Below are 25,744 nucleotides of genomic sequence, written 5' to 3' on the forward strand. Positions count from 1 at the left end.
AGGGCCTCGCGGGCTTCGAGCGCCCGCGCCGGACTCCGTCCGCCGAGTCCGGCGCCGCGTTCTCAGGGTTACGCCAGGCCCGCGCGCTCCATCGCCTCGACGCCCGCCCGCAGGGCCGCCAGCCGCTCGTCGAGCGTGAAACCGGCCGGGGCGAGGGTGAGGGTCGTGACCCCGGCCTCCGCGTAGGCCGTCATCCGCTCGGAGATCCGCTCGACGGAGCCGAGCAGGGTCGTCTGGTCGATCAGGCTGTGGGGGACGGCGGCAGCGGCGCCCGCCTTGTCGCCGGCCAGGTACTTGTCCTGGATCTCGGCGGCCTCCTTCTCGTACCCCATGCGCTGCGCGAGCTGGTTGTAGAAGTTCTGCTTGCGGCTGCCCATGCCGCCGACGTACAGCGCGGTGTACGGCCGGAAGACGTCGGCGAGCGCGCCGACGTCCTCGCCGAGGGCGAGCGGCAGGGTCGGACAGACGTCGAAGCCGTCCATGGTCAGCCCGGCCTTCTCGCGGCCCGCGCGCAGGTGCCGGAGGGCGGTCTCCTCCAGGTGCTCGGCGGAGGGGAAGATCAGCAGGGCGCCGTCGGCGATCTCGCCGGTCTGCTCCAGGTTCTTGGGGCCGATGGCGGCGATGTAGAGCGGGATGTGCTCGCGCTGCGGGTGGACGGTGAGCTTGATGGGCTTGCCGGGGCCGTCGGGCAGCGGCAGGGTCCAGTGCTCGCCCTCGTACGTGAGGCGCTCGCGGGTCATGGCCTTGCGGACGATCTCGACGTACTCGCGGGTCCTGGCGAGCGGCTTGTCGAACTTCACGCCGTACCAGCCCTCGGAGACCTGGGGGCCGGAGACGCCGAGGCCGAGGCGGAACCGGCCGCCGGTGAGCGAGTCGAGCGTGGCGGCGGTCATCGCCGTCATCGCGGGCTGGCGGGCCGGGATCTGCATGATCGCGGAGCCGACGTCGATCCGTTCCGTCTTCGCCGCGACCCAGGCGAGGACCGTGGGGGCGTCCGAGCCGTAGGCCTCGGCGGCCCAGCACACGTCGTAGCCGAGGCGGTCCGCCTCCTGGGCGACGGCGAGGTTGTCGCCGTCCATGCCGGCGCCCCAGTAGCCGAGGTTGATGCCGAGCCGCATTCCACACACCCCTTACCCATCGGTAACGTCCCTGTGCGCCGGACTCTAGCGCGCGGGTCCGGCATCCGTCAGGGGCCGGTTGTCCACAGGCTCTCTCCGCGTGGTGCCGTGGCCAGTAATCTCGCGCCCATGGAGCAACGGCATCTCGGACGTACCGGCCTGCGCGTGTCGCGCATCGGACTCGGCACGCTCACCTGGGGGCGGGACACCGACGAGCACGAAGCCGCCGAGCAGTTGAAGGCGTTCTGGGACGCCGGAGGCACGCTCGTGGACACCGCCGACGTGTACGGCGGTGGCGAGGCGGAGTACGTGCTCGGGCAGCTGATGGACCGCCTGGTGCCCCGGCAGGATCTCGTCCTGTCCACCAAGGCGGGCAGCGTGCCGGACCCCGACCGGCGCACCGACGGCTCGCGCGGGCATCTGCTCGCCGCGCTCGACGCCTCCCTCACCCGGCTCGGCACCGACCACGTGGACCTGTGGCAGCTGCACGCCTTCGACCCGTGCACGCCCCTTGAGGAGTCCCTCCAGGCCCTCGACATCGCCGTACGGAGCGGGCGGGCGCGGTACGCGGGCGTGGCGAACTTCTGCGGCTGGCAGCTGGCCAAGGCGGGCACCTGGCAGCTCGGCGGGGACCGGACCCGGCTCGCGGGCGCGCAGCTGGAGTACTCGCTGCTCCAGCGGGGCGTGGAGCGCGAGGTACTGCCGGCCGCCCAGGACCTCGGCATAGGTCTGCTGCCCTCCTCGCCCCTCGGCCGTGGGGTCCTGACCGGCAAGTACCGCAGCGGGACCCCGTCGGACTCGCGGGGCGCGTCGGAGACGATGGCGCCGTTCGTGGAGCCGTACCTGGACGAGGCGGCGAGCCGGATCGTGGACGCGGTCGCGACCGCCGCCGACGGGCTCGCCACGACCCCGCTGGAGGTGGCGCTCGCCTGGGTCCGGGACCGGCCCGGAGTGACCGCGCCGATCGTCGGCGCGCGCACGGCGCGGCAGCTCACGGCCGCGTTGTCGGTGGAGACCCTTAGTCTTCCTGACGAGATCTGCCGGGCGCTGGACGATGTGTCGGCGCCCGTGCACCGCTATCCGGATCACGACTGGAGCACCCTGTGACCGAGCCTGCCGGGGAGACCGCGCCCGAGGCACCCGAGGCCGTGGAACCCGAGGCCCCCGAGGCCGTGGAGCCCGCCGAGGACGTACGAGAGGGCGCCGAGGACGTGCGAGAAGGCACCGAGGACGTACCTGAGGACGCCGAAGCCGCCGAGGGCGACGACTCCGCCGAGGCCTCCGGCGCGGAGACGACCGGCACCGTGGCCGAGGGATCCGAGGCCGCTCAGGCTTCCGACACGCCCGAGCTGAGCGACGCTCAGGCCGAGCTCGCCGCGCAGCGCGAGCTGCGGGCCCGGATCGAGGCGCGGAAGGCCGAGAAGGAGGGGCCCGTCGCGAGCGGCGCCAAGCTGAGCGGCACCGCCGCCGACCTCCTCGCGGCGGTCCGGGCCGTCGAGGGCGGCGCGGCCACGGGCAGCGCGTTCTACGAGGTACCGGAGCCCGCGCCCCCGCGCCCCGCCCCCGAGGCGGCCCCGGCCGTGACCGTGCGGCCCCCCGCACCGGAGCGGGCCGCCGCCCCCGACCCCGGCACCACCACCGCCGTCCGCGAGGTCCTGGCCAAGGGCGGCGCCCCCGAGGCCCTGGCCGGCCAGGTCGCAGCCACGCTCGGCGAGGGCGCGGCCGCGGCCCTGCTCGACGACCCGTGGCAGCTGCTCTCCGTGCCCGGGGTGCGCCCCGAGCAGGCCGACGGCTTCGCTCGGGCCCTGCTCGGCTCCGCGTGCGGCCCCGACGACCCGCGCCGGACCGTCGCCCTGACCGTGTGGCTCCTGGAGCGGGCCGCGCTCCAGGGACACACCGCCCTTGAGATCCAGGCCGTGCGCGCCGGACTCGCCGGGCACGGGGTGCCCGATCCGGAGTCCGCGGTCGAGGAGGCGGTCTCGGCGGGCGCCGCTCTCGTCTTCCAGGAGGAGGAGACGGCCGAGGAAGCACCCGAGGAGGACGAGGAAGCGGCGGAGCCCGTCGCCGAGGAGCCGGCCGCGCCGGTGCTGCTCGGGCTGGACCGGTACGCGCTGGCGGAGGAAAGCCTGGCGGACGCCCTCGCCAGGCTGGTCAAGACCGCGACCCCGGCCGAGTGGGACGGCTCCGAGCTGGAGCGCGCCGCGGGTGCGCACGGCCTCGTGCTGCACACGGGCGGCGAGGCGTCCCGCGCCGAACCGGTGGCGCTCGCCGTGGCCGCCCACGGGCGCGGCCTTCGCACCCTGATCACCGTCCACGCGGCCGACGGACGGCGCACGCCCGACGCCGCCGGCGTGAACGTCGTCACGGTCGCCGACCTGCTCTCCGGGGCGGTCGGTCCCGGCCGCGACGAGGAGGGCTCGCTCGCCCTGGACCTCCTCGTGGTCCTCGACGCGCCGCAGCTCGACGTGGAGACGGCCGCGATGCTCGTGGAGTCGCTGCCGGACGGCTGCCGGCTGGTGCTGAGCGGCGACCCCGAGGTCCTGGGGGCGCCGGGCGCGGGCCGGGTCTTCACCGACGCGCTCGCCGCCCGGGTGTGCCCGCGGATCGCCTCGCGCGTGCCCGATCCGGGGCCGCTCGGCGAGCTCGTGTCGGGCATCGGCGTCGGTGAGCTGAACCAGGTCGAGGCGCCCGGCAAGGAGGTCGTGATCGTCCCCGTGCGGGACGCCGGCGAGGCCGTGCACCGTACCGTCCAGCTGGTGGCCGACTCGGTGCCCCGGGCGATCGGGGTGCCCTCGGAGCAGACGCAGGTCGTCACGGTCGGCCACGGCGGCTCTGCCGGGACGCGCGCGCTGAACGCGGCCCTCAAGCAGCGGCTCAACCCCGGCCCCGGCCGCTTCGGCGGCTACGACGTCGGCGACCGGGTGGCGTACGCGCCGGCGCCGGGCCGGACGGTGACGGGCACGGTGCTGTCGGCCGACGCCGAGGGGTTGCGGCTGCGCTGCGGGGACGAGGCGCTCCTCGTACCGAAGGAGCGGGTGGAGACGGAGCTGCGGCACGGCTGGGCGGTCACCGCGCATCAGGCGGCCGGGACGCGCTGGCCCGCGGTGGTCGTGGTGCTGCCCGGAGATGCCGCGGCGGGCCTGAGCCGCGCGTGGGTGTACACGGCCTTCGGCCGGGCGGAGCGCCATCTGTCGGTCGTGCACGGCGTGGACCAGGCGCTGGCCCGCGCGGTGGCCGAGGGGGTCGCCCCGGAGCGTACGACGCGCCTGCGTCCCCTCCTGGAGGCTCTCCTCGCCACGCCCGAGGAGTAGGGACGGGCAAGAAGCGGCCGAGGGCCGGGACACCGTGCGGTGTCCCGGCCCTCGGCCGTCTCCTCAGGCGCCGTCGCCCGCGGCCACTCTGTCCGCGCTGCCGTCGTGCTCGTGCTCGTCCTCGTGCTCGTCGAAGACGGAGCTCACGTCGAAGCGACAGACGATCCGCTCCGGATCGACGTGCTCGAAGGGGGCGTTGAGCCACTCCCCCGGTTCCGGGAGCTCCTCGGCCGCGGTGACCCACAGCGTGGAGTCGCCCTCCTCCAGGCCGAACTCCTTGTGCCGCGAGGCGATCTCGTCGGGTTCGTACTCACCGAAGAGCACACCGAGCGCGGCGAGCGGGGAGACGCCGGCCTTGCCCGCCGTCCCGGTCGTGTCCGCCTCGCCGTCGAGCTCGGCGACGCGCCGCGCCTGGGCGAGCAGGCGCTGCGGTTCCGCGACGGCGTAGTCGCGGCGGATCAGGAGGCTGAGGGCATGAGGTTCGTCAGGTCCGGCGTAGGGCGGCAGGGCGCCGTCGGCTCCGGGGATCTCGAAGGGGGTGACTTCGTCGTAGCGGTCGTAGAGGAGTTCGTCGTACTCCTCGGCGGCCGCGGCGAGGGCGTTGAAGGCCTCGTAGACGGCCGTGTCGTCGTCCCCCGTGCGGCGTTCGACCGCCGCGAGGTGACGGTCCAGTGCGGCTTTCACCGCCTCGGCGGCGGCGCGTACCTCGGCAGCGGTGGGCTGCGCAGCATCAGACATGGGACGCACGCTATCCGTAGCGGGCCCGTGCCCGCACAATAGATGCGATGCCGGAATACGAATTTGTCGATGTGTACGTGCCGCGCGGTGTCTCCCGCAAGGAGGCGACGCGCCTGCTGACCGACCATGCCGAGTACGGACACTGGGAGTTGGACCGTCTGAGCCTGCACCGGGACGGGAGCCGCAGAGTGCGGCTGAAGCGGCGGATCATCCGCCAGATCCGGGCGACCTGGTAGGACGACGAGAAGGGGCCCCGCCGCGTGCGGGGCCCCTGTGCGTGGTGCGGTGCGATCAGGCCGCGCTGCGGGCGCGGCGGTAGATCAGCGAACCGGCGAGCAGCAGACCGGCGCCCACGGGAACGACCACGCCGAGCGGACCGGAGCCGGTCTCGGCGAGCTCCTCGACGGCACGCGGCTGCGTGAGGCCGTGCGTATCGGGCGTGTTCGCACCGGGAGTGTGCGAGCCGCCGTCACTTCCCGGAGTACCGGGGTTACCGGGCGTGCCCGGGGTGCCGGGGTTGCCGGGCGTCCCAGGGTTACCCGGGGTGCCCGGGTTACCGGGATTCCCAGGGTTGCCAGGGTTACCGGGGTTGCCAGGGTTACCCGGATTCCCGGGGTTCCCGGGGTTCCCGGGATTGCCAGGGTTACCGGGGTTGCCCGGATTACCCGGATTCCCAGGGTTGCCCGGATGCGTCGGCTCGATGCCGTTGCCGCAGTCGTTGCCCGCGGCGGGGTTGCCCACGCCGATGCCGTTGACGCTGTTGCCGCAGACGTTCACCGGGACGTCGACCGGCACCTGCACGGTGTTGCCGGAGCCCACGCCGGGAGAGTTGCTCGTGTGCCCGCCGGCGGAGGAGCCGCCGCCCGGCTTCCCGGGCTTGGAGGTGTTGGCACACTTGTTGCCCATCGCCGGATTCAGCAGTCCGACGACATTGACGGTGTTGCCGCAGGCGTTGACCGGTACGTGCACCGGGACCTGGACGGTGTTTCCGGACGCGACGCCCGGGGAATTCGTGGCCGTACCGCTCGCGCCGGAATCGGCGTGCGCGTAACCGCCACCGATGGCGGCGAAAACGCCGCCCGCGGCCGCGACGGTGATGAGACCTTTGCGCGTGACCTGTCGCATAGCTTGTTCCCTGCCTTTTCGGCTCTCGCCTTCTCGGCTTCGAAAGAGCGCCACCGGGTGGAGAACCCGGGGCGGAAATGGCCACCGGCCCCGGAGTGCATGGCACGCACTCCGGGGCCGGACCGGCTCACACCCTCACGGGGCGAGGCACAACGTCAGGCGTTGACGCAGGTGTTGCCGAAGGCGGGGTTCAGCAGGCCGATCACGGAGACCGTGTTGCCGCACACGTTCACCGGGACGTGAACGGGAACCTGAACGACGTTGCCCGAAAGCACGCCGGGGGAACCGATGGCGGCACCCTGAGCGCCCGCGTCGGCAACGGCCATGCCCGCACCCGCGAGAACGAGACCGCCAGTGGCAGCCGCAGCAGCGACGACCTTCTTGATCATTATTCCTCCTAGTTGCCAATGCGATCCCAGCCGCGGACCGCACCACCTGTAACGAGGGGGAATGGAGGGGGCTACGAGCCCCCGAGTTCATTCACTCTTTCCGGTCACATGCGAATGTGCGGACGAATTCAGGAGGCGTCGAGGAAACGGTCGAGGACACGGACGCCGAACTTCAGGCCGTCGACCGGCACGCGCTCGTCGACGCCGTGGAACATGCCGGCGAAGTCGAGCTCCGGCGGCAGCTGGAGCGGCGCGAAGCCGAAGCAGCGGATGCCGAGGTCGTCGAAGGACTTGGCGTCGGTGCCGCCGGACAGCATGTACGGCACGGCGCGGGCGATCGGGTCCTCGGCGCGCAGCGCCAGCTGCATGGCGTCGACCAGGGCGCCGTCGAAGCTGGTCTCCAGCGCCTTGTCGCCGTGCACGTCCTCCCGCTTCACCTTGGGGCCGAGGATCCGGTCGAGGTCGGCCAGGAACTCCTGCTCGTACCCGGGCAGGAATCGGCCGTCGACGTGCGCCGTGGCCTGGCCGGGGATGACGTTCACCTTGTAGCCGGCGCCGAGCATCGTCGGGGCGGCCGAATTGCGCAGGGTGGCGCCGACCATCTTGGCGATGCCGCCGAGCTTGGCGAGGGTGCCGTCCATGTCCTCGGGGTCGAGCGGGGTGCCCAGCGCGTCCGAGAGCTCGTCGAGGAAGGACCGCACGGTCTTGGTCACCCGGACCGGCCACTGGTGGCGGCCGAGCCGGCCGACGGCCTCGCAGAGCTCCGTGATCGAGTTGTCGTCGTTGGTCATCGAGCCGTGGCCGGCCGTGCCCTCGACGGTCAGCCGCATCCAGTGCATGCCCTTCTGGGCCGTCTCGACCAGGTAGAGCCGCAGGTTCTCGTTGACGGTGAAGGAGAAGCCGCCGACCTCGCCGATCGCCTCCGTGACCCCGTCGAAGAGGTCCCGGTGCTTGTCGACCAGATGCCGGGCGCCGTACGTGCCGCCGGCCTCCTCGTCGGCGAGGAACGCGAGGACGATGTCGCGCGGGGGCTTGCGGCCGCTGCGCATCCGGTCGCGGACGACCGCGAGGGTCATCGCGTCCATGTCCTTCATGTCGACGGCGCCGCGGCCCCAGACACAGCCGTCGGCGATCTCCCCCGAGAAGGGGTGGTGGGTCCAGTCCTCGGCGTTGGCCGGGACGACGTCGGTGTGGCCGTGGATGAGCAGGGCCGGGCGGGACGGGTCCTCGCCCTCGATCCGGGCGACGGTGGAGGCCCGCCCCTTGTGCGACTCGATGATCTTCGGCTCGAGCCCGACCTCCGCGAGCTTCTCGGCGACGTACTCCGCCGCCGCCCGCTCGCCCGGGCCGGAGTGGTCGCCGTAGTTGCTGGTGTCGATGCGGATGAGGTCGCGACAGAGGTCCACGACCTCATCCTCGCCAGTGATGCCCCGCGCCCTGTTCGACTCGCTCACTCTGCTTCCTCCCACTACGTGCCCCACGTGGTTCCTGGTGATCGCCCCCATCCTCCCGCGTGGCCCCCTCACCGCCCAAGGGCGACGGCCGGCCGACATGCCGCCGTCACACGACGGAGGCCGAAAGGGGGTGGTGATCGACCCCCTCGAATGTTTGCTATTGTTTTCCTCGTCGGAAGGGCCGAGCGGCCAGGAAGACAAGACACCTTGTCCGGGTGGCGGAATGGCAGACGCGCTAGCTTGAGGTGCTAGTGCCCTTTATCGGGCGTGGGGGTTCAAGTCCCCCCTCGGACACCACACGGAGTCCCGGTCGAGATCATCTCGACCGGGACTTCTTGCATGAGTACGCGCGGCACGAGGCGGAGCGGTGAGACGGAGAGCGAAGGCGCCGGCCGCGCCGCTCCCCCAGCGGGACGGGATCGATCCCGTGCGGGTGCGGTTGCCGGAGGATCCGGGTGGGGTCTGGGGGACCGTGCGGGAGCATCTGGTCGATCGCTATGGCGCGGCCGTGGGCGTCGGGCGGGTCGAGGAGATGTTGCGGCAGGGGCGGTTCGTCGGGGTCGACGGCGTGGTGACCGGGGACGAGCCGTATGCCGTGGGGCGGTATCTCTGGTTCCACCGGGACTTTCCGGCCGAGGTGCCCGTGCCCTTCGACATCGGGGTCGTGTACCGGGACGAGCGGGTCCTGGTCGTGGACAAGCCGCATTTCCTGGCGACGATGCCCCGGGGGCGGCATGTGACGGAGACCGCGATGGCGCGGTTGCGGCGGGAGCTGGGGTTGCCCCGGTTGCAGCCCGCGCACCGGCTGGACCGGCTGACCGCGGGGCTCGTGCTGTTCGTCGTGCGGGAGGAGGACCGGGGGGCGTATCAGACGCTGTTCCGGGACCGGCTCGTGCGCAAGGAGTACGAGGCGGTGGCGCCGTACGACCCTGCCGTGGAGCTGCCGGTGACCGTGCGGAGCCGGATCGAGAAGGAGCGCGGGGTGATGGCCGCCCGGGAGGTGCCGGGCGAGCCGAACAGCGAGAGCCGGGTCGAGCTCCTGCGGCACGCGGGAGGGCTCGGGTGGTACCGGCTCGTGCCGGTCACCGGGCGGACGCATCAGCTGCGGGTGCACATGAACGCGCTGGGGCTGCCGATCCTGAACGATCCGGTCTATCCCGTCGTACGTGAGGACGGGTCGGAGGACTTCGCGCGGCCGCTTCAACTGCTGGCGCGGACGCTGGAGTTCACCGACCCGTTCACGGGGGACGTCAGGTGCTTCGAGAGCCGGCTGGCTCTCAGTGGCCTCGGTTGATCCATTCCTGGAGGTGCGGGGCCTCGGCGCCGATGGTCGTCGGGTCGCCGTGGCCGGTGCGGACGACCGTCTCCGGGGGCAGGGTGAGGAGCTTCTCGCGGATCGAGTCGACGATCGTCGGGAAGTCCGAGAAGGACCGGCCCGTCGCGCCGGGGCCGCCCTGGAAGAGGGTGTCCCCGGTGAAGACCGTGCCCAGCTCCGGGGCGTGGAGGCAGACCGCTCCGGGGGCGTGTCCCGGGGTGTGGAGGACCGTGAGGTCCGTGCCGGCGATCGTGAGGACCTGACCGTCGGCGAGGTCGCCGTCCGGGCTGTGGTCGGGGTGGGTCTGCTTCCACAGCGGCTGGTCGGCGGGGTGGAGCAGGATGCGGGCGCCGGTGGCGGCCGCGAGCGCCGGGGCCGCGTCGACGTGGTCGTTGTGGGCGTGGGTGCAGACGATGGCGCGCAGGGCGCGGCCGTCGAGGGCGGCGAGGATCGCCTCGGCGTCGTGGGCGGCGTCGATCACGATCGCCTCGGTGTCGTCGCCGACGATCCAGACGTTGTTGTCGACGTCCCAGGTGCCGCCGTCGAGGGAGAAGGTGCCGGAGGTGACCAGGTGGTCGATGCGGGCGGCCATCAGAGGACCACGACCGAGCGCAGGACGTCGCCCTCGTGCATGCGGGCGAAGGCCTTCTCGACGTCGCCGAGGCCGACGGTCTCGGTGACGAAGGCGGCGAGGTCGATGCGGCCCTGCTGGTGCAGGTCGATCAGCATCGGGAAGTCGCGGGAGGGCAGGCAGTCCCCGTACCAGGAGGACTTGAGGGCGCCGCCGCGGCCGAAGACGTCGAGGAGGGGGAGGTCGAGCCGCATCTCCGGGCTGGGGACGCCGACCAGGACGACGGTGCCGGCGAGGTCGCGGGCATAGAAGGCCTGCTCATACGTCTCGGGGCGGCCGACGGCCTCGATGACGACGTCGGCGCCGAAGCCGCCGGTGAGCTCACGGATCGACTCGACGGCGTCGGAGGTGCGGGAGTTGACGGTGTGTGTGGCACCCATCTCCTTCGCCTTGGCCAGCTTCCGGTCGTCGATGTCGACGGCGATGATCTTCGCGGCGCCGGCGAGGCGGGAGCCGACGATCGCCGCGTCGCCGACGCCGCCACAGCCGATGACGGCGACGGTGTCGCCGCGGCCGACGTTCCCGGTGTTGATGGCGGCGCCGATGCCCGCCATGACGCCGCAGCCGAGGAGGCCCGCGACCTCGGGGGCGACCGCGGGGTCGACCTTGGTGCACTGGCCGGCGGCGACGAGGGTCTTCTCGGCGAAGGCGCCGATGCCGAGGGCCGGCGAGAGCTCCGTGCCGTCGAGGAGGGTCATCTTCTGCTTCGCGTTGTGGGTGGCGAAGCAGTACCAGGGGCGGCCTCGCCGACAGGCGCGGCACTGGCCGCACACCGCGCGCCAGTTGAGGATGACGTAGTCGCCGGGCTCGACCTCGGTGACGCCCTCGCCGACCGACTCGACGATTCCGGCGGCCTCGTGGCCGAGCAGGAAGGGGAACTCGTCGTTGATCGCGCCCTGCTTGTAGTGGAGATCCGTGTGGCAGACGCCGCAGGCCTGGATCTTCACGACGGCCTCGCCGGGTCCGGGATCGGGGATCACGATCGTCTCGACCCGTACCGGTTCGTTCCTGCCGGGGGCGATGACCCCCTGGACGTGCTGCGGCATCGCGAACTTCCCTTCCTCCGACCGGATCTTGTAAGGCTCTTGCGTACCACTATCTCCTGACAAAAGGCGAGTCCCCCGCAGGCTGCGCCTGTGGGGGACTCGCCGGCTCCCGTGGGGAGAGTCTCAGTCCCGGTGCGTCGCGGCGGTCGTACGGACCCGGCGGCGGACCAGGAACCAGCCGCCGACGAGGGCCGCAGCGATGAGCGGCAGGCAGTTGACCGTGGTGCGGCCGATGCCGCCGTCCATCCACATGAGGACGAGGACGGAGGCGAGGAAGACCAGGGTCACGATCTGGGTGTACGGGGCCCAGGGCAGGTTGTAGCCGGGGCGGGTGAGCTTGCCCTGCTGGGCGTTGCGCCAGAAGAGCAGCGAGCAGACCATGATCATGGCCCAGGTGCCGATGATGCCGATCGAGGCGAAGTTGAGGACGAGCTCGAAGGCCTCGCCGGGCATGACGTAGTTGAGGGCGACGCCGAGGACGCCGAAGCCCGCGGTGAGCAGGATGCCGCCGTAGGGGACACCGCCCTTGTTCATGACGCCGGTGAACTTGGGCGCGGAGCCGGCGAGCGACATCGAGCGCAGGATGCGGCCGGTGGAGTAGAGGCCGGAGTTGAGGCTGGAGAGCGCGGCGGTGAGGACGACGAGGTTCATCACGCCGGCGGCGCCGGGGATGCCCAGCTTGTCGAAGACGGTGACGAAGGGGCTCTGGTCGCCGGTGTACGCGGTGTACGGGAGGATCAGCGCGAGCAGGACGACGGAGCCGACGTAGAAGAGGCCCACGCGCCACATGATCGAGTTGATCGCCTTCGGCATGATCTTCTCGGGGTTCTCGGTCTCGCCGGCGGCGACGCCGCACAGCTCGACGGAGGCGTAGGCGAAGACGACGCCCTGGATGAGCAGCAGCATCGGCATCATGCCGTTCGGGAAGATGCCGCCGTTTTCCGTGATGTTGCCGAGGCCCGGGGTGTGGCCGCCGACGTCGTGCGAGGTCACGACGAGGAAGATGCCGATCAGCATGAAGGCGACGAGGGCGCCGACCTTGATGATCGCGAACCAGAACTCCATCTCGCCGAAGTACTTCACGGAGATGAGGTTGGCGGCGAGGACGACCGCGAGGGCGATCAGGGCGAGGACCCACTGGGGGACGTCGCTGAACATCGCCCAGAAGTGGGCGTAGGTCGCGGCGGCGGTGATGTCGGCGACGGCGGTGGTCGACCAGTTGAGGAAGTACAGCCAGCCGGCCGTGTAGGCGCCCTTCTCGCCCATGAACTCACGGGCGTAGGAGACGAAGGCGCCGGACGAGGGGCGGTAGAGCACCAGCTCGCCGAGGGCCCGCACCACGAAGAAGGCGAAGACGCCGCAGACGGCGTAGGCGATGAAGAGGGAGGGGCCCGCCTGGGACATCCGGCCGCCGGCGCCGAGGAAGAGGCCGGTGCCGATGGCGCCGCCGATGGCGATCATGTTGATGTGCCGGGACTTGAGGTCCTTGCGGTATCCGGCGTCGCCTGCGTCGACGTGGGGGGATGCGGCCGGGCTCGCCTGAACGGCGGACAGCGGCTCGGCCGCGGTGACGCGGTCACTCATGGAGTTGTTCGCCTTCGTGAGGGGGCTGTGCGGTACCCGGCCGTGCCTCGTGGGGGTTGTCCCCGGCACGGCCAGCGCACATCCTCACGGCAAGGAGCACCCACTGACTGTGGTGCATGTCACTGAACGCCCATATTTGAGCTAGTTCAGAGCTTGACGGCGCACTTGGCGCTTTTACGGGGCGAGGACGTCGAGCTCCTGGAGGGCGCCGACCGCGATCTGGCGGGTGAGCTCCTCGGCGCGGGCCGCGTTCCGCTCCCGTACCGCCTCGGCGACCTGGACGTGGAGGGTGACGGCGGCCGGGTCGGGGTCCTCGAACATCACGTGGTGGTGGGTGCGTCCGGTGAGGACCTCGGCGACGACGTCGCCGAGGCGGGCGAACATCTCGTTCCCGGAGGCGTTGAGGACGACCCGGTGGAAGGCGATGTCGTGGACGAGGTACTCCTCCAGGCGCCGGCCGCGCGAGGTGGCGACCATGCCGAGGGCCTGCTCGGTGAGCTCGCGGCACTGCTCGGGGGTGGCGTGGAGGGCGGCGAGGCCGGCGGCGACGGGTTCGACGGCCGAGCGGAGCACGGTGAGGGAGCGGAGCTGGCGGGGGCGGTCGGCGCCGGCGAGCCGCCACCGGATGACCTGGGGGTCGTAGACGTTCCAGCTCGCGGTGGGGAGCACGGTCACGCCGACGCGGCGGCGGGACTCGACGAGGTGCATGGACTCCAGGACGCGCACGACCTCGCGGACCACCGTCCGGGAGACGTCGAAGCGTTGGGCGAGTTCGTCGGTGCGCAGCACGGTGCCCGGCGGGTACTCCCCCGCGGTGATCGCGAGACCCAGGGTGGCGAGGACGTGCGAATGAAGCCCCTGGGCCGGTGTCGTCATGGTGGCAAGCCTATGCGGGCGGGCAGGGATGATCACCTCGGGAATTAAAAGTACTACTTTTACGTCACAGACCCTTGAATACGTCGTACCCAATGGGTTTCATGGGCGCGACGGATCGATGTCGAAGAAGACAGCGAGGCACCACCCATGAGCACCACCCCCCAGCCCGGGACAAGGGCAGTCGTCGTCGTGATGGGCGTCGCCGGGACCGGCAAGACCACCATCGGTCCGCTGGTCGCCGAGGCGCTGGCCTTCCCCTACGCGGAGGGCGACGACTTCCACCCGGCGGCGAACGTCGCCAAGATGTCGGCCGGCGTCCCCCTGGACGACACCGACCGGGAGCCGTGGCTCGACGCCATCGGGGCGTGGGCGCACGACCGGGCCGGGCTCGGTGGTGTGGTGAGCAGTTCCGCGCTGAAGCGGGCGTACCGGGACCGGCTGCGCGCCGCGGCCCCCGGTGTCGTCTTCCTCCACCTGACCGGCGACCGGGAGCTCATCGAGGGCCGGATGGCCGCGCGCAAGGGGCACTTCATGCCGACGGCGCTCCTCGACTCCCAGTTCGCCACCCTGCAGCCGTTGCAGGACGACGAGGCCGGCGTCGCCGTCGACGTCTCCGGCACCCCCGAAGAGATCGCCTCCAGGGCCGTCGTCGCGCTCCGCGGCCTCGCGTCCTGACCTCTCGTCCCGTCCCCGTTCCCCCGCTCGTACGAAGGACACCACCGTGCCCAGTCTCAGCGTCGAGATCCTGGCAGCGGACGCCGCCGAACCCATCACCTCGGCAGGCAACGCCCAGCTCGGCATCGCCGTCGTCGCCGGCATCGCCCTGATCGTCCTGCTCATCACCAAGTTCAAGCTGCACGCGTTCCTGGCGCTGACCATCGGGTCGCTCGCGCTCGGCGCGTTCGCCGGCGCGCCGCTCGCCGACACCATCAAGTCCTTCACCACCGGCCTCGGCGCCACCGTCGCCGGCGTGGGCGTCCTGATCGCCCTCGGCGCGATCCTCGGCAAGCTGCTCGCCGACTCGGGCGGCGCCGACCAGATCGTCGACACGATCCTGGCCAAGGCGAGCGGCCGGGCCATGCCCTGGGCGATGGTCCTCATCGCCTCCGTGATCGGCCTGCCGCTCTTCTTCGAGGTCGGCATCGTGCTGCTGATCCCGGTCGTGCTGCTCGTCGCCAAGCGCGGCAACTACTCCCTGATGCGGATCGGCATCCCCGCCCTCGCGGGCCTCTCCGTGATGCACGGGCTGATCCCGCCGCACCCCGGGCCGCTCGTCGCGATCGACGCGCTCGGCGCCAACCTGGGCGTCACGCTCGCGCTCGGTCTCGTCGTCGCCATCCCGACCGTGATCATCGCCGGTCCGGTGTTCTCCCGGTACGCCGCCCGCTGGGTGGACATCCCGGTCCCCGAGAACATGGTCCCCGTCCGTCCCTCCGACGACCTGGAGAAGCGTCCCGGCTTCGGCGCCACCGTGGCGACGATCCTGCTGCCGGTCGTCCTGATGCTGGTCAAGGCGCTCGTCGACATCGTCGTCGACGACCCGGAGAACGGGGTCCAGAAGGTCACCGACGTCATCGGCTCACCGCTGATCGCGCTGCTCGCCGCCGTCATAGTCGGCATGTTCACCCTGGGCCGGGCCGCCGGCTTCACCAAGGAGCGGATCTCCTCGACCGTCGAGAAGTCGCTCGCCCCGATCGCGGGCGTGCTGCTGATCGTCGGCGCGGGCGGCGGCTTCAAGCAGACCCTCATCGACATCGGCGTCGGCCAGATGATCCTGGACTTCTCCAAGAGCTGGTCCATCCCGGCGCTGCTGCTCGCCTGGCTGATCGCGGTCGCGATCCGGCTCGCGACCGGTTCCGCGACGGTGGCGACGATCTCGGCGGCGGGGCTCGTGGCTCCGCTCGCGGAAGGAATGTCGACGAGCGAGACGGCGCTGCTCGTGCTCGCGATCGGCGCGGGGTCGCTCTTCTTCAGCCATGTGAACGACGCCGGGTTCTGGCTGGTGAAGGAGTACTTCGGAATGACCGTCGGCCAGACGGTCAAGACCTGGTCGGTGATGGAGACGATCATCTCGGTCGTGGGCATCGTGTTCGTGCTGCTGCTGTCGCTGGTGTTGTAGCCGCCGGACGCTCCCAGGGCCGGTCGTGGCTGACAGACTGTCGGCCATGACCGGCCCTCTCGCGCTCAAGCCCTTGCTCCTCGCCTTCCCCGGACCCCTGCGGGACCGGCTCGTCTCGGCGGTGCTCGCCGGCGAGAAGACCGCCACGACGGGGCTCCTCATGGAGTACGAGGTCGAGAAGGAGGACCTGCCCGAGGCGGGCGAGCGCTCGGCGCTCATCGACTCGGACGGTCGCGAGGTGGCCGTCGTGGAGATCACCGAGGTCCACGTCCTGCCCCTGGGCGAGGCGGACCTCGCCCTCGCGCTCGGCGAGGGCGAGGGGTACCGGTCGGTGGCGGAATGGCGCGCGGGCTACGAGAGCTTCTGGCACAGCGGGGAGATGCGGGAGGCGCTGGGGGACCCGGAGTTCGTGGTGGACGACGGGACGATGCTGGTCGTGGAGTGGTTCAAGGTGGTCGAGGTGCTTCAGGTGGGGTGAGGGGCGAGGACGGACAGGAGGCGTTCGGCGAAGGTGCGGATCTCGCCCGTGGCCGTCTCGGCCTGGTGCCTGAGCAGGGCAAGGAGCTCCGGGTCGTCGCGCCGGGCGTCGGCGAGGATACGCAGGGCGTCGCGCCGGACCTCCGGATCCGGGTCGCGCTCGAGGCGGTCCCGGGCCAGGTCCAGCACGTCGGGCTTGTCGCCTCGTCGCCTGCCGAGCTCTCGGAGGGCGCCTGCCCTCACCGACACGTGGTCGTCCTCGGCGGCCCTTCCGAGAACCTGTCGTACGGCTTCCGGATCGTCGTCGTACCCGGCCAGCAGCAGGTGGCACGCCGTCCATCTGACGAGGTCGTCGGCATCGTGTTCGGCACGGTATCGAAGGGCGTCACGTGCCTCGCCGTCCGCGCAGTCGGAGAGGTACCGAAGGGCGCGAAGCTGGACGTCCGCGCTCGGGTCGCATGCGACACGCTCCAGCAGCAGGTCACGCACGCCCGGCTCATCGATCGTCAGCCGCCGCCCCAGGGCTCCTACGGCAGCGCCTCGGACGGCGTCGATGTCGTCGTTCCGCATCCGCTCGACGATGAGGTCGAACGACTCCCCGCCCGTGTCGCCTCGATCCGCGAGACATCCCAACGCGGCCGTACGCACCTCGGATTCCTCGTGTCCGCAGAGGCCATGGAGCAGCCGACGCACCGTCGGGTCGTCCGCCCTGACGTGCCGCAGGGCTCTTACCCCGGCCGCCGTCACCTGAGGGTTCTCCTCGTTCCACACTCGGTCGAAGAGCAGGCCCCGCACCCCGGGGTCGCGTCCCACGACCTCGTCCACGGCATCCAGTGCCGCTGCCCGAGTTCCGGGATCCTCGTCTGCCAGAGCCGTTCGCAGGGCCGCCGAGGCCGCCGCCGTGTCCTCCCTGTTCCTCACGAGCCAGTGGACCGTTCGGTACCGGACATGCGGAGCCGGATCCCGAAGGGCGGAGTCGAGCCCCGCCCGGACATCGTGGACGTCGAGGCTTTGATGGGGAAGAGAGTCGACGGCGGCGCACCTGACCTCCGCGTCGTCGTCATGCGCGAGCCGGTCGAGGGCGAGGAAGGTCCTCGTCTGCGCGTCGCCGCGCCGGACGTTCCTCGTGTGCTCCAGAATCTCCACCCGCACGGTGGGACTCTCCTCCTCCCTCAGGCGACGTCGGACACAGTCCCACGCGGCGGGGTCGTCGCCGAGATGGCTCAGGAGATGACGTACGGCGGCGATCCTCACCACCGGACTCGCACTCCGTGTCGCCAGGTCCACGAGGTCGTCGGTCCGGGACGTCTCCTCGCCGCCACTCAGGAACAGCGCGATGTCCATCGCGAGGTGATCCGGGCTGTTGACGGGGAGATACCGGTGATGCCGGGTCTTCTTGCGGTCGTGCCATGCCGGTTGCCACGAAAGATACGCGTCTCGGCCGTCCCATCGCCGCCCCAGGGCGGCAAAGGACGTCCCCAGAGAAGCGGCGTTCTGCCAGGGGTTGAACGAGGTCACTCCCAGCGCCTCGGCGAGGGTGAGTAGCCGGATGACTTCCCGCACCATCGCCACGCTCTGCGGTGCGAGCGCACCGAGCCGGCGGACCTCGGCCAGGGAACGGGCCACGAACGCGACCTCGACGAAGGCCTTGTCCCCTCGCTGGAGCGGGACACGGATGTCACGCGGCGCCAGGAGCCGGTCGATCACGCCCGCCACGAATCGCTCGTGCAGCAGGCCCACGAGCAGGAGCAGGACCTCGTGCCAGGCAGGGTCGTGGACCTTCGCCGCGAAGAGTTCCTGGAGGTCCTCCTCCGAGATTTCGCGCCTGTAGTTGAAGCGGTGGGCCAGGTCCGTCGCCGTGAGGTACTCCAGGAACGTGCGGTGGACGAAGCCGTAGATCTCGCCGCCGAAGCGGCTGAGGATGAAGTTGCGGTGGCGGAACTGGTCCAGCATCACGCGGGCAGCCGTGGCCGCGCGGTCCGGGGGCAGGAGGTAGTGGTCCTTGAGGTACTCCTCGAAGCTCTTGATGAGGTCGGGGCCCGCGATGTGGTTGCCGGAGATGCCTCCGTGGCCTTCCTGCATCTGGCGGGCGATGAGACAGAGGAGTTCACGTTTGTCCTCGGCGCCCAGGTACGGGAGATGTTCCTCGACCTGGCGGTCCTTGAGGTACTTGCTGGGGTCCCAGTGCTCTACCAGGACGTCGACGGCGTGCTCGTACACCGTGCGCCGGTCGCGCGGAAGCTCGCGGCGGCGGCCGATGATCGCGAGGATCGTGAGGATCAGGGGGTTGCCCGCGAGTTCGCGGACCGAGGGGGAGGCATCCACTGCCGAGGTGACCCGCTCGGTCAGTTTTCGGGCCTGGTCGTGGTCTTCGGGGTGCGCGAGGGCGAACCACCGCTCCGCGAAGGTGCCGATCTGCTCCCGGTCCAGGTCCTGGAGCATGAAGTTGGTGAAGCCCGCGCCGTCGAGGACCGTGCGCTGGTAGCCGTACCCGCGGGAGGTGACGACGATCCGGACCCGGGGGTGGCGGGCCGCGAAGCCGGCGATGCGGCGGGCGACCACGTCCCTGATGTCCCTCTCGAAGAGCTCGTCGAGGCCGTCGAAGATCACGATCGAGCTGTACGGGCCTCTGCCGTCGAGGAAGGTCGCCACCATGTCGGGCGGGAGGCCCAGACCCTCCGTCGCGTGCAGGTGGGCGAGGAAGTCCTCGAAGCTCCGGTCCCGCCAGGCGGCCTGTGCATAGTTGCGGAGTTCGACGATCAGCGGCAGCCTGCCGTGAAGCGCTTCGAGACCCTGTTGCGGTTCGGGGGCCGTGAGGGCCAGCGCCAGATAGCGGGCCAGGGTGGACTTGCCTGACCCGGGGTGGCCCAGGATGACGACCCGGTCGTGTTCGGGGGCGGTCAGGACGTCGAGGACGTCCTGTGGTGGCCGTTCCTGGTAGGCGCGGCGGACGCGCTCGACCGTCTCGCGGTCGATGCCGGGCGGCAGGTCGAGGAGCTCTGCCTCGACCGGGTCCATCAGGCGGTGCAGGAGTTCCTGGGGCAGCTCGACGGGCGGTGGGTTGGCCCGTACGGATTGTGGGACGAAGACGTCGCGGAGGTGGACGACGGGGTGTTCGTCCTGTTCCTGGAGAGGGGTGAGGACTTCGAGGTCCAGGCGGCCGTACCGCTGGCGTACGCGGGCGGCGTACTGCGCGCGGGCCGTCTCGATCTCCGGCGCCCCTGCCGGAGCCGGCTGGTGTGCGGCGACGAACGTGACGTCTCCTTGGACGCCCTGGATGAGGGTGATGGGGCCCTGGCTCGTCGCTCCCGCCGCCGACTGGGCGGCCGACCCGGAACTCTTCCAGCGCCTGAAGAACCACCTCACGGCGTCGGCCTCGGCGGCTCGATGCGTACCGAGCCGTCCACCCCGTCGATCTGGTGCACGTCCCCCGCCGTACGCGCCCCGTGGGCAGACTGTGTTCCGCCGGCGCTCTCGCCATCCGCGGGTGGGATGGTGGGCGGGGTGCTCGCCGTGCCTCCCCCTCCCGTGATGACCACGTCACCCGTGACGTTCCGGACCTGGTGCAGTGAGCCGCCGGTCACCGCGTGGTCCGCCGACTGGGCGGGGCCACGGGAGACGAAGCCCGCCAGGGCCAGGGCGAAGCCCGCAACCGTGAAGAACAGGCTGAGGACGCTGCTCCACTTGTCGGCCTCGTCGAGGCCCTGGAGGGCGAGGAAGGCCGCCAGGCCCGCCAGGGCCAGGAGTGCGCCAACGGCCGTGAGCAGTACGCGTTTTGTCACTCCGTCATCTTGCCCCGGCGGCGCCTTCGTCGTCAGCCGACCGGCGTCGGCTGACCCGCGTCAGCCGACCCGGGTCAGCCCTCCGTCGTCAGCCCTCCGCCGTCAGCCGACCGGCGTCAGCCGACCGCCTGTGCCGCCGCCCTTCCCGCCGCCCTTCCCGAGAAGATGCAGCCGCCGAGGAACGTGCCTTCGAGGGAGCGGTAGCCGTGGACGCCGCCGCCGCCGAAGCCGGCGGCCTCGCCCGCCGCGTACAGGCCCTCCAGGGGTTCGCCGCTCTCCGTGAGCACGCGGGAGGAGAGGTCCGTCTCCAGGCCGCCGAGGGACTTGCGGGTGAGGATGTTGAGGCGGACGGCGATGAGGGGGCCGGCCTTGGGGTCGAGGATGCGGTGCGGGGCGGCCGTGCGGATGAGCTTGTCGCCGAGGTACTTGCGGGCGCCGCGGATCGCCGTGACCTGGAGGTCCTTGGTGAAGGGGTTGGCGATCTCGCGGTCGCGGGCGGTGATCTCCCGGCGGAGGGCCGCCTCGTCGATGAGCGGCTCGTCGGTGAGCGCGTTCATGCCGCGGACGAGGGCGGAGAGGTCGTCCTCGACGACGAAGTCGACGCCCTTGTCCATGAAGGCCTGGACGGGTCCCGGGACGTCGGCGCGGGCGCGGCCGATCACGTCGCGGATCGACTTGCCGGTCAGGTCGGGGTTCTGTTCGGAGCCGGAGAGGGCGAACTCCTTGCCGATGATCCGCTTGTCGAGGACGAACCAGGTGTGGTCGTGTCCGGTCCGCATGATGTGTTCGAGCGTGCCGAGGGTGTCGAAGCCAGGGAAGAGGGGAACGGGCAGCCGCTTGCCGGTGGCGTCCAGCCAGAGAGAGGAGGGGCCGGGCAGGATGCGGATGCCGTGCCGGGCCCAGATGGGGTTCCAGTTCTCGATGCCCTCGGTGTAGTGCCACATCCGGTCGCGGTTGATGTGGTGGGCGCCGGCCTTCTCGGCGACGCCGAGCATGAGGCCGTCGACGTGGGAGGGGACGCCCGAGAGCATGCGGGCGGGCGGGGTGCCGAGCCGCTCCGGCCACTGCTCGCGTACGAGGTCGTGGTTGCCGCCGATGCCGCCGGAGGTGACGATCACCGCCTGGGCGCGGAGCTCGAAGGTGCCGGTGGTCGTGCGGCTGCTGGCCGTGCCCCGGTCGGCGGTGGAGGGCTCCAGGATCTCGCCGGTGACGGTGTCGACCGCGCCGGCGGTGCGGCCGAGGGCGGTGACGCGGTGGCGGAAGCGGAGCTGGACGAGGCCGCGGGCGACGCCCTCGCGGACCCGCTGCTCGAAGGGGGCGACGAGCCCGGGACCGGTACCCCAGGTGATGTGGAAGCGGGGTACGGAGTTCCCGTGGCCGTTGGCGTCGTAGCCGCCTCGCTCGGCCCAGCCGACGACGGGGAAGAACCGCACCCCGCGCGCGTGGAGCCAGGAGCGCTTCTCGCCGGCGGCGAAGTCCACGTACGCCTCGGCCCACTTCTTCGGCCAGTGGTCCTCGGTCCGGTCGAAGCCGGCCGTGCCGTACCAGTCCTGGAGGGCGAGGGCGTGGCTGTCCTTGACGCGCATCCGGCGCTGCTCGGGCGAGTCGACGAGGAAGAGGCCGCCGAAGGACCAGTGGGCCTGGCCGCCGAGGGACTGCTCGGGCTCCTGGTCGAGGAGGATCACGGTGCGGCCGGCTTCGACCAGCTCGGCGGTGGCGACGAGCCCGGCGAGGCCGGCCCCGATCACGATCACATCAGCGTCGTAGGACATGGATCGCATCTTGGATACACGGATGTATCGAGTCAACTGTTTCGCCGCTCCTGTCTCGTCGCCCTGCCCTCCTGTCTCCTTCGCCCCCGCCCCTCTTGTCTCCTCTCCCCCGCCCCTCCCGTCCCTTCGTCCCCGCCCCTCCCGTTTTCTAATGTCGAGCATTAATATGTTCGTATGGCACGGACGTCGGGACCCGAGACCCGGGAGAAACTGATCCGCGCGGCGGAGGAGCTCTTCGCCGCCCGAGGCGTCGACGGCGCGCAGCTGCGGGACGTCGTGGCCCTGGCCGGGCAGGCGAACCCCTCCGCGGTGCAGTACCACTTCGGCTCGCGCGGCGGCCTGCTCGACGCGGTCATGGCCGGTCGCCAGGCCCGTACGCGCCAGGTGCTCGCTCCCCTGCTCGACGCGGCCGGCGACGACCTGAAGGAGCTCGTCGCCGCCCTCGTCACGGCCGAGGCGAGCGAGCTGCGCACCGACAGGGGCCGCCGCTGCCTGCGGATCTCCGCGCAGCTCAGCCACGAGAGCGGGATCCGCACCCGCACCCCGCACCCCACGCTCGACGGCACCGTCTACTGGCACCTCATCGAGCGGCTCGCGGACCGGCTCGCCGCCTCGGGACTGCCCGAGCCCCTGCTCCTGGAGCGCCTCGACCTGGCGCTGACCGTGGTGGGCGCCGCCATGGCCGACCGGGCCCGGCAGTACCTCGACGGCACCGAGCCCCTCACCGGCGAGGAGCTCTTCCTCGCCGACCTGGTCGAGACGACCACCGCGCTTCTCCGGGCCGCACAGCCCCGGAGCGTCTGAAAGACCCCGAAGACCCCGAAGGGATCCCCACATGAACGACCTCACCGGCAAGACCGTGCTCATCACCGGCGGTGCCCGCGGCCTGGGCGCCGAGGCCGCCCGGCAGGCCGTGGCCGCCGGAGCCAACGTCGTCGTCACCGACGTCCTGGACGAGGACGGCAAGGCGACCGCCGAGGCGCTCGGCGACCGGGCGCGCTTCTTCCACCACGACGTGACCTCCGAGGAGGGCTGGGCGGCGGCCGTCGCCTTCGCCGTGGCGGAGTTCGGCGGGCTGCACGGCCTGGTGAACAACGCGGGCATCTCGACCGGCGCCTTCCTGGAGACCGAGTCCGTCGAGCACTTCCGCAAGGTCCTCGACATCAACCTGACCGGCGTCTTCATCGGCATGAAGGCCGCCATACCCGCGATGAAGGAGGCCGGCGGCGGCTCGATCGTCAACATCTCCTCGGCCGCCGGCCTGATGGGCCTGGCCCTGACCGCGGGCTACGGCGCCTCCAAGTGGGGCGTGCGCGGGCTGACGAAGATCGGCGCGGTGGAGCTCGGCACGGCGAAGATCCGCGTCAACTCCGTCCACCCGGGCATGACGTACACCCCGATGACGGCCTCGGTCGGCATCGAGCGCGGCGAGGGCAAGTACCCGAACACGCCCATGGGCCGGGTCGGCGAGGCCGACGAGATCGCGGGCGCGGTCGTCTTCCTGCTGTCGGACTCCGCCTCGTACGTGACCGGCGCGGAGCTCGCGGTGGACGGCGGCTGGACCACCGGTCCGACGGTCAAGTACGTCATGGGGCAGTGATCACGGCCGTCCTGCTTGGATGGCGGCCATGAGCGCTGAAGAGATCCACGACGTCGTCGACGAACACGACCGGGTGATCGGCCGGGCCCCGCGCGCCGAGGTGTACGCGCGGGGCCTGATCCATCGGTGCGTCTTCGTCCGGGTCAGGGACGCCGAGGGCCGGACCTTCGTCCACCGCAGGACGCCGGACAAGCTGCTGTTCCCCTCCCGGTACGACATGTTCGTCGGCGGGGTCGTCGCGGCGGGCGAGTCCTACGACGAGGCCGCCCTCCGCGAGGCCGAGGAGGAGCTGGGGGTCTCCGGACTGCCCCGGCCCGAGCCGGTCTTGAAGTTCCTGTACGACTCCGGGGGCGTCGCCGGGAAGTGGTGGTCGACGGTGTACGACGTGCGGTGCGAGCTGCCGGTGGACCCGCAGGTGGAGGAGGTCGCCTGGCACGCCTTCCTGACGGACGAGGAGTTCGCCGCGCGGCTCGGCGAATGGCCGTGGGTGCCCGACGGCCTGGCCGCGTACGAGCGACTGAGGGCGCACGGGAGCTGGTGACGTGAGCGGGTGACGGAGCCGGGGACGGGGCGGGCGACGGAGCGGGCGACGGGCATCGGGCGTGCCGAACATCTGGCCGTTAGGGTGCACGTGTGAGCGATTTTGTGCAGAGCCTGCGGCTGTGGTTCGCGCCGCAGCGGATCCGGGACGAGGGGGAGACGCCGGACTACCGCTTCTCCCTGGCCAACGAGCGGACCTTCCTGGCCTGGATCCGGACCGCTCTGGCCCTGGTCGGCGGCGGCTTCGCCGTCGACCAGTTCCTGCCGGACCTGCGCTGGGGCGTCCGCGTCGGGCTTGCGCTCGCACTGCTCGCGGCCGGGGTGCTGTGCGCGCTGCGGGCGGTCAACCACTGGGTGCGCTGCGAGCGGGCGATGCGGCGCGGCGAGGACCTGCCGGCGTCGCGGTTCCCCGCGGTGCTGAGCCTCGCGGTGGCCGTGGTGGCGCTCGCGATGGTGGTCGTCGTGGTCTTCGGCTGGACCGGCCGGTGACCGGGCGGTGACGGAGGCCCGCGGCGCCGGTGCCGCCGACCCGGAGGCCCGTGACCCCGGGCTCCAGCCGGAGCGGACACGGCTCGCGTGGCGGCGTACGACCCTGTCGTGGACGGTGGTGGCGGTCCTCGCCGTCAAGCTCGCGCTCCATGAGGACACCACGCCGGCGGGGCTCGCCGCGCTCGCGCTGTCGGCGCTCGTGTGGATCGGCTTCCTGGCCGTCGCCCACCGCCGGATCCACTCCCTGAGCACCGCACGGCCGCGCTCGCTCTCCCACCGGGGCGCGCTGCTCGCGGCGGGCTGCACGATCGCGCTGGCCGTCTTCGGGGCGGCGCTGATCTGGTGAGGCGGCCCGCAGTGATGCCGGCCCGCCCGACCTTGAGATCGGCCCGCCCGTTCAGGGGACGGTGACGACGACCTTGCCCTGCAGGCCGCCCTCGGCGTTGGCGCGCTGGGCCTCGGCCGCCTGCTCCAGGGGGAACGTCCTGGCCACCCGTACGGAGAGGACGCCCTCGTCGACCAGGTCGCCGACGGCCGCGAGGTCGGCGGCGTCGGGGCGGACCCAGAAGTAGCGGCCGCCGAGGGCGAGGACCTCGCCGTCGGCGATGGAGGCGAGACGGCCTCCCGGGGCGAGCAGGGCGGCGGAGAGCCGCAGGAACGGGCCGCCGAGCGTGTCGAGGACGGCGTCCACGCCCTGCGGGGCGAGGGCCCTGACCTGCTCGGCGAAGGTGGCCTCGTCGTAGCGGACGGGCTCGGCACCGAGCTCCGCGACCCGCTCCTGGCCCGCGTCCCGTGCCGCGCCGATGACCCGACAGCCCATGTGGCGGGCGATCTGCACGGCCATCGAACCGACCCCGCCGGCCGCCGCGTGCACGAGGACGGTCTCGCCGGGGCGGACCGCGAGGGCGTAGTGGAGCGCCTGGTAGGCGGTGAGGCCGACGAGGGGCAGGGCGGCGGACTCCTCGAAGCCCAGGGTGCGCGGCTTGCGGGCGAGGGTGCGGATCGGCGCGGCGACCAGCTCGGCGAAGGTGCCGCGGGAGAGGAAGTCCTCGCGGACGTACCCCATGACCTCGTCGCCCACGGCGAACTCGGTGACGGAGAAGCCGGGCCGGATGACGACACCGGAGACGTCCCAGCCGGGGACGACGGGGAAGACCGCGTCCAGGATGCCGTCGAGGTATCCGGCCTGCGCCTTCCAGTCGACCGGGTTGACGGAGGCCGCCCGCACCTCGACCAGGACCGCGTCAGGTCCGATCTTGGGGTCGGGCAGCTCGCCGTACTCGAGGACCTCGGGACCGCCGTACCGGCTGTAACTGATCGCCTTCATACCCCGACCCTCGACGGGGCTCGGGGCTCTCGCAAGTCGGGATGGAGGGCA

The 25,744-nt window shown here is 71.7% G+C and carries 25 protein-coding genes and 1 tRNA gene; 13 read left to right on the forward strand and 13 right to left on the reverse strand.

The genetic code is table 11. The annotated features are described in order from the left end of the window. Positions 1–68: 68 nt before the first annotated feature. Positions 69–1,118 (reverse strand): LLM class F420-dependent oxidoreductase, encoded by a 1,050-nt coding sequence (locus tag ASC82_RS21215; RefSeq protein WP_056650312.1) that lies wholly within the window; start codon positions 1,116–1,118, stop codon positions 69–71. Positions 1,119–1,247: 129 nt separating this feature from the next. Here ASC82_RS21215 and ASC82_RS21220 point away from each other — a divergent pair, with 129 nt between their 5' ends. Both ASC82_RS21220 and ASC82_RS21225 read left to right on the forward strand, forming a co-directional pair. Beyond that, the gene (locus ASC82_RS21220) at positions 1,248–2,225 is read left to right on the forward strand and encodes an aldo/keto reductase (protein WP_056650314.1); all 978 of its coding nucleotides are present in this window, start codon (positions 1,248–1,250) and stop codon (positions 2,223–2,225) included. After that, entirely contained in the window at positions 2,222–4,429 is a 2,208-nt protein-coding gene (locus ASC82_RS21225; protein WP_056650317.1) for a helix-hairpin-helix domain-containing protein, read from the forward strand. Before ASC82_RS21220 ends, ASC82_RS21225 begins: the two co-directional genes overlap by 4 nt. 63 nt (positions 4,430–4,492) lie before the next feature. On the opposite strand, the gene ASC82_RS21230 is transcribed toward ASC82_RS21225, so the two are convergent. Then, positions 4,493–5,167 carry a hypothetical protein gene (locus ASC82_RS21230; RefSeq protein ID WP_056650321.1) on the reverse strand — a complete coding sequence of 225 codons (675 nt, stop codon included), beginning with the start codon at positions 5,165–5,167 and terminating at the stop codon, positions 4,493–4,495. A 47-nt stretch (positions 5,168–5,214) separates the two neighbouring features. Here ASC82_RS21230 and ASC82_RS21235 point away from each other — a divergent pair, with 47 nt between their 5' ends. After that, complete coding sequence (locus ASC82_RS21235; protein WP_017241661.1) at positions 5,215–5,403, forward strand: DUF5703 family protein; 189 nt, start codon at positions 5,215–5,217, stop codon at positions 5,401–5,403. A gap of 55 nt (positions 5,404–5,458) precedes the next feature. Here the strand turns inward: ASC82_RS21235 and ASC82_RS21240 are convergent, their stop codons facing one another. From ASC82_RS21240 to ASC82_RS21250, 3 genes are all read right to left on the reverse strand, one after another. Then, complete coding sequence (locus ASC82_RS21240; protein WP_056650324.1) at positions 5,459–6,292, reverse strand: chaplin; 834 nt, start codon at positions 6,290–6,292, stop codon at positions 5,459–5,461. Positions 6,293–6,447: 155 nt separating this feature from the next. Then, a complete protein-coding gene (gene chpH / locus ASC82_RS21245) occupies positions 6,448–6,681 on the reverse strand; it encodes a chaplin ChpH (protein ID WP_015032475.1) in 234 nt (77 codons plus the stop codon). A gap of 128 nt (positions 6,682–6,809) precedes the next feature. Beyond that, on the reverse strand, positions 6,810–8,135 hold the full coding sequence (locus ASC82_RS21250) for a M20/M25/M40 family metallo-hydrolase (protein ID WP_056650327.1): 1,326 nt from the start codon (positions 8,133–8,135) through the stop codon (positions 6,810–6,812). A gap of 209 nt (positions 8,136–8,344) precedes the next feature. On the opposite strand from ASC82_RS21250, the gene ASC82_RS21255 reads away from it, so the two are divergent. Together ASC82_RS21255 and ASC82_RS21260 are read left to right on the forward strand one after the other, a co-directional pair. Continuing rightward, positions 8,345–8,432 (forward strand) — tRNA-Leu (locus ASC82_RS21255). 70 nt (positions 8,433–8,502) lie between these two features. Further along, positions 8,503–9,429, forward strand: a complete 927-nt coding sequence (locus ASC82_RS21260) for a pseudouridine synthase (RefSeq protein WP_056650330.1) — start codon at positions 8,503–8,505, stop codon at positions 9,427–9,429. On the opposite strand, the gene ASC82_RS21265 is transcribed toward ASC82_RS21260, so the two are convergent. The 4 genes from ASC82_RS21265 to ASC82_RS21280 all read right to left on the reverse strand — a co-directional run bounded on the left by ASC82_RS21265 (position 9,413) and on the right by ASC82_RS21280 (position 13,587). Then, positions 9,413–10,042 carry an MBL fold metallo-hydrolase gene (locus ASC82_RS21265; protein ID WP_056650334.1) on the reverse strand — a complete coding sequence of 210 codons (630 nt, stop codon included), beginning with the start codon at positions 10,040–10,042 and terminating at the stop codon, positions 9,413–9,415. The genes ASC82_RS21260 and ASC82_RS21265 overlap by 17 nt on opposite strands. After that, complete coding sequence (locus tag ASC82_RS21270) at positions 10,042–11,127, reverse strand: S-(hydroxymethyl)mycothiol dehydrogenase (RefSeq protein ID WP_056650336.1); 1,086 nt, start codon at positions 11,125–11,127, stop codon at positions 10,042–10,044. The genes ASC82_RS21265 and ASC82_RS21270 overlap by 1 nt, the downstream gene beginning before the upstream one ends. Before the next feature lie 123 nt (positions 11,128–11,250). Beyond that, on the reverse strand, positions 11,251–12,711 hold the full coding sequence (locus tag ASC82_RS21275) for an amino acid permease (protein ID WP_056650339.1): 1,461 nt from the start codon (positions 12,709–12,711) through the stop codon (positions 11,251–11,253). 174 nt (positions 12,712–12,885) lie between these two features. Continuing rightward, on the reverse strand, positions 12,886–13,587 hold the full coding sequence (locus ASC82_RS21280) for an FCD domain-containing protein (protein ID WP_056650342.1): 702 nt from the start codon (positions 13,585–13,587) through the stop codon (positions 12,886–12,888). A 147-nt stretch (positions 13,588–13,734) separates the two neighbouring features. Here ASC82_RS21280 and ASC82_RS21285 point away from each other — a divergent pair, with 147 nt between their 5' ends. From ASC82_RS21285 to ASC82_RS21295, 3 genes are read left to right on the forward strand one after another with little or no spacing between them, the layout of a single operon-like run. Further along, positions 13,735–14,262, forward strand: coding sequence for a gluconokinase (locus ASC82_RS21285; RefSeq protein WP_056650346.1), 528 nt, complete (start codon positions 13,735–13,737; stop codon positions 14,260–14,262). 46 nt (positions 14,263–14,308) lie between these two features. Continuing rightward, positions 14,309–15,706: a gluconate:H+ symporter gene (locus ASC82_RS21290; RefSeq protein WP_056650349.1), complete on the forward strand. Its 1,398-nt coding sequence runs from the start codon at positions 14,309–14,311 to the stop codon at positions 15,704–15,706. Between the two features lie 46 nt (positions 15,707–15,752). Beyond that, positions 15,753–16,184, forward strand: a complete 432-nt coding sequence (locus tag ASC82_RS21295; protein WP_056650352.1) for an ASCH domain-containing protein — start codon at positions 15,753–15,755, stop codon at positions 16,182–16,184. Here ASC82_RS21295 and ASC82_RS21300 read toward each other — a convergent pair. The 3 genes from ASC82_RS21300 to ASC82_RS21310 form a co-directional block, all read right to left on the reverse strand. Then, a complete protein-coding gene (locus ASC82_RS21300; RefSeq protein ID WP_056650353.1) occupies positions 16,172–19,549 on the reverse strand; it encodes a HEAT repeat domain-containing protein in 3,378 nt (1,125 codons plus the stop codon). The two genes, ASC82_RS21295 and ASC82_RS21300, sit on opposite strands and share 13 nt — an antisense overlap. After that, entirely contained in the window at positions 19,546–19,965 is a 420-nt protein-coding gene (locus tag ASC82_RS21305) for a hypothetical protein (RefSeq protein WP_056650356.1), read from the reverse strand. Before ASC82_RS21305 ends, ASC82_RS21300 begins: the two co-directional genes overlap by 4 nt. A 116-nt stretch (positions 19,966–20,081) precedes the next feature. After that, on the reverse strand, positions 20,082–21,737 hold the full coding sequence (locus ASC82_RS21310; RefSeq protein ID WP_056650359.1) for an FAD-binding dehydrogenase: 1,656 nt from the start codon (positions 21,735–21,737) through the stop codon (positions 20,082–20,084). 174 nt (positions 21,738–21,911) lie between these two features. Here ASC82_RS21310 and ASC82_RS21315 point away from each other — a divergent pair, with 174 nt between their 5' ends. From ASC82_RS21315 to ASC82_RS21335, 5 genes are all read left to right on the forward strand, one after another. Further along, on the forward strand, positions 21,912–22,541 hold the full coding sequence (locus ASC82_RS21315; RefSeq protein WP_056650362.1) for a TetR family transcriptional regulator: 630 nt from the start codon (positions 21,912–21,914) through the stop codon (positions 22,539–22,541). 31 nt (positions 22,542–22,572) lie between these two features. After that, complete coding sequence (locus tag ASC82_RS21320) at positions 22,573–23,337, forward strand: glucose 1-dehydrogenase (RefSeq protein WP_056650365.1); 765 nt, start codon at positions 22,573–22,575, stop codon at positions 23,335–23,337. A 28-nt stretch (positions 23,338–23,365) separates the two neighbouring features. Then, a complete protein-coding gene (locus ASC82_RS21325; protein WP_056650368.1) occupies positions 23,366–23,878 on the forward strand; it encodes an NUDIX domain-containing protein in 513 nt (170 codons plus the stop codon). A gap of 92 nt (positions 23,879–23,970) precedes the next feature. Then, positions 23,971–24,366 (forward strand): DUF202 domain-containing protein, encoded by a 396-nt coding sequence (locus tag ASC82_RS21330; protein ID WP_024761968.1) that lies wholly within the window; start codon positions 23,971–23,973, stop codon positions 24,364–24,366. A 7-nt stretch (positions 24,367–24,373) separates the two neighbouring features. Next, positions 24,374–24,712 (forward strand): DUF202 domain-containing protein, encoded by a 339-nt coding sequence (locus tag ASC82_RS21335; protein ID WP_056650371.1) that lies wholly within the window; start codon positions 24,374–24,376, stop codon positions 24,710–24,712. A gap of 51 nt (positions 24,713–24,763) precedes the next feature. Here ASC82_RS21335 and ASC82_RS21340 read toward each other — a convergent pair whose 3' ends face one another. Continuing rightward, on the reverse strand, positions 24,764–25,693 hold the full coding sequence (locus tag ASC82_RS21340; RefSeq protein ID WP_056650374.1) for an NADP-dependent oxidoreductase: 930 nt from the start codon (positions 25,691–25,693) through the stop codon (positions 24,764–24,766). Positions 25,694–25,744 lie beyond the last annotated feature (51 nt).

The sequence above is a fragment of the Streptomyces sp. Root431 genome (assembly GCF_001426585.1).
GTDB classification, from domain to species: Bacteria; Actinomycetota; Actinomycetes; order Streptomycetales; family Streptomycetaceae; genus Streptomyces; species Streptomyces stackebrandtii.

Excerpts from the sequence above, each read along its gene's own strand:
- ASC82_RS21215 (WP_056650312.1), bottom strand. The coding sequence starts at position 1,118 with ATGCGGCTCGGCATCAACCTCGGCTACTGGGGCGCCGGCATGGACGGC.
- ASC82_RS21220 (WP_056650314.1), top strand. The coding sequence starts at position 1,248 with ATGGAGCAACGGCATCTCGGACGTACCGGCCTGCGCGTGTCGCGCATC.
- ASC82_RS21230 (WP_056650321.1), bottom strand. The coding sequence starts at position 5,167 with ATGTCTGATGCTGCGCAGCCCACCGCTGCCGAGGTACGCGCCGCCGCC.
- ASC82_RS21235 (WP_017241661.1), top strand. The coding sequence starts at position 5,215 with ATGCCGGAATACGAATTTGTCGATGTGTACGTGCCGCGCGGTGTCTCC.
- ASC82_RS21240 (WP_056650324.1), bottom strand. The coding sequence starts at position 6,292 with ATGCGACAGGTCACGCGCAAAGGTCTCATCACCGTCGCGGCCGCGGGC.
- chpH (WP_015032475.1), bottom strand. The coding sequence starts at position 6,681 with ATGATCAAGAAGGTCGTCGCTGCTGCGGCTGCCACTGGCGGTCTCGTT.
- ASC82_RS21265 (WP_056650334.1), bottom strand. The coding sequence starts at position 10,042 with ATGGCCGCCCGCATCGACCACCTGGTCACCTCCGGCACCTTCTCCCTC.
- ASC82_RS21270 (WP_056650336.1), bottom strand. The coding sequence starts at position 11,127 with ATGCCGCAGCACGTCCAGGGGGTCATCGCCCCCGGCAGGAACGAACCG.
- ASC82_RS21275 (WP_056650339.1), bottom strand. The coding sequence starts at position 12,711 with ATGAGTGACCGCGTCACCGCGGCCGAGCCGCTGTCCGCCGTTCAGGCG.
- ASC82_RS21280 (WP_056650342.1), bottom strand. The coding sequence starts at position 13,587 with ATGACGACACCGGCCCAGGGGCTTCATTCGCACGTCCTCGCCACCCTG.
- ASC82_RS21285 (WP_056650346.1), top strand. The coding sequence starts at position 13,735 with ATGAGCACCACCCCCCAGCCCGGGACAAGGGCAGTCGTCGTCGTGATG.
- ASC82_RS21295 (WP_056650352.1), top strand. The coding sequence starts at position 15,753 with ATGACCGGCCCTCTCGCGCTCAAGCCCTTGCTCCTCGCCTTCCCCGGA.
- ASC82_RS21310 (WP_056650359.1), bottom strand. The coding sequence starts at position 21,737 with ATGTCCTACGACGCTGATGTGATCGTGATCGGGGCCGGCCTCGCCGGG.
- ASC82_RS21315 (WP_056650362.1), top strand. The coding sequence starts at position 21,912 with ATGGCACGGACGTCGGGACCCGAGACCCGGGAGAAACTGATCCGCGCG.
- ASC82_RS21320 (WP_056650365.1), top strand. The coding sequence starts at position 22,573 with ATGAACGACCTCACCGGCAAGACCGTGCTCATCACCGGCGGTGCCCGC.
- ASC82_RS21325 (WP_056650368.1), top strand. The coding sequence starts at position 23,366 with ATGAGCGCTGAAGAGATCCACGACGTCGTCGACGAACACGACCGGGTG.
- ASC82_RS21340 (WP_056650374.1), bottom strand. The coding sequence starts at position 25,693 with ATGAAGGCGATCAGTTACAGCCGGTACGGCGGTCCCGAGGTCCTCGAG.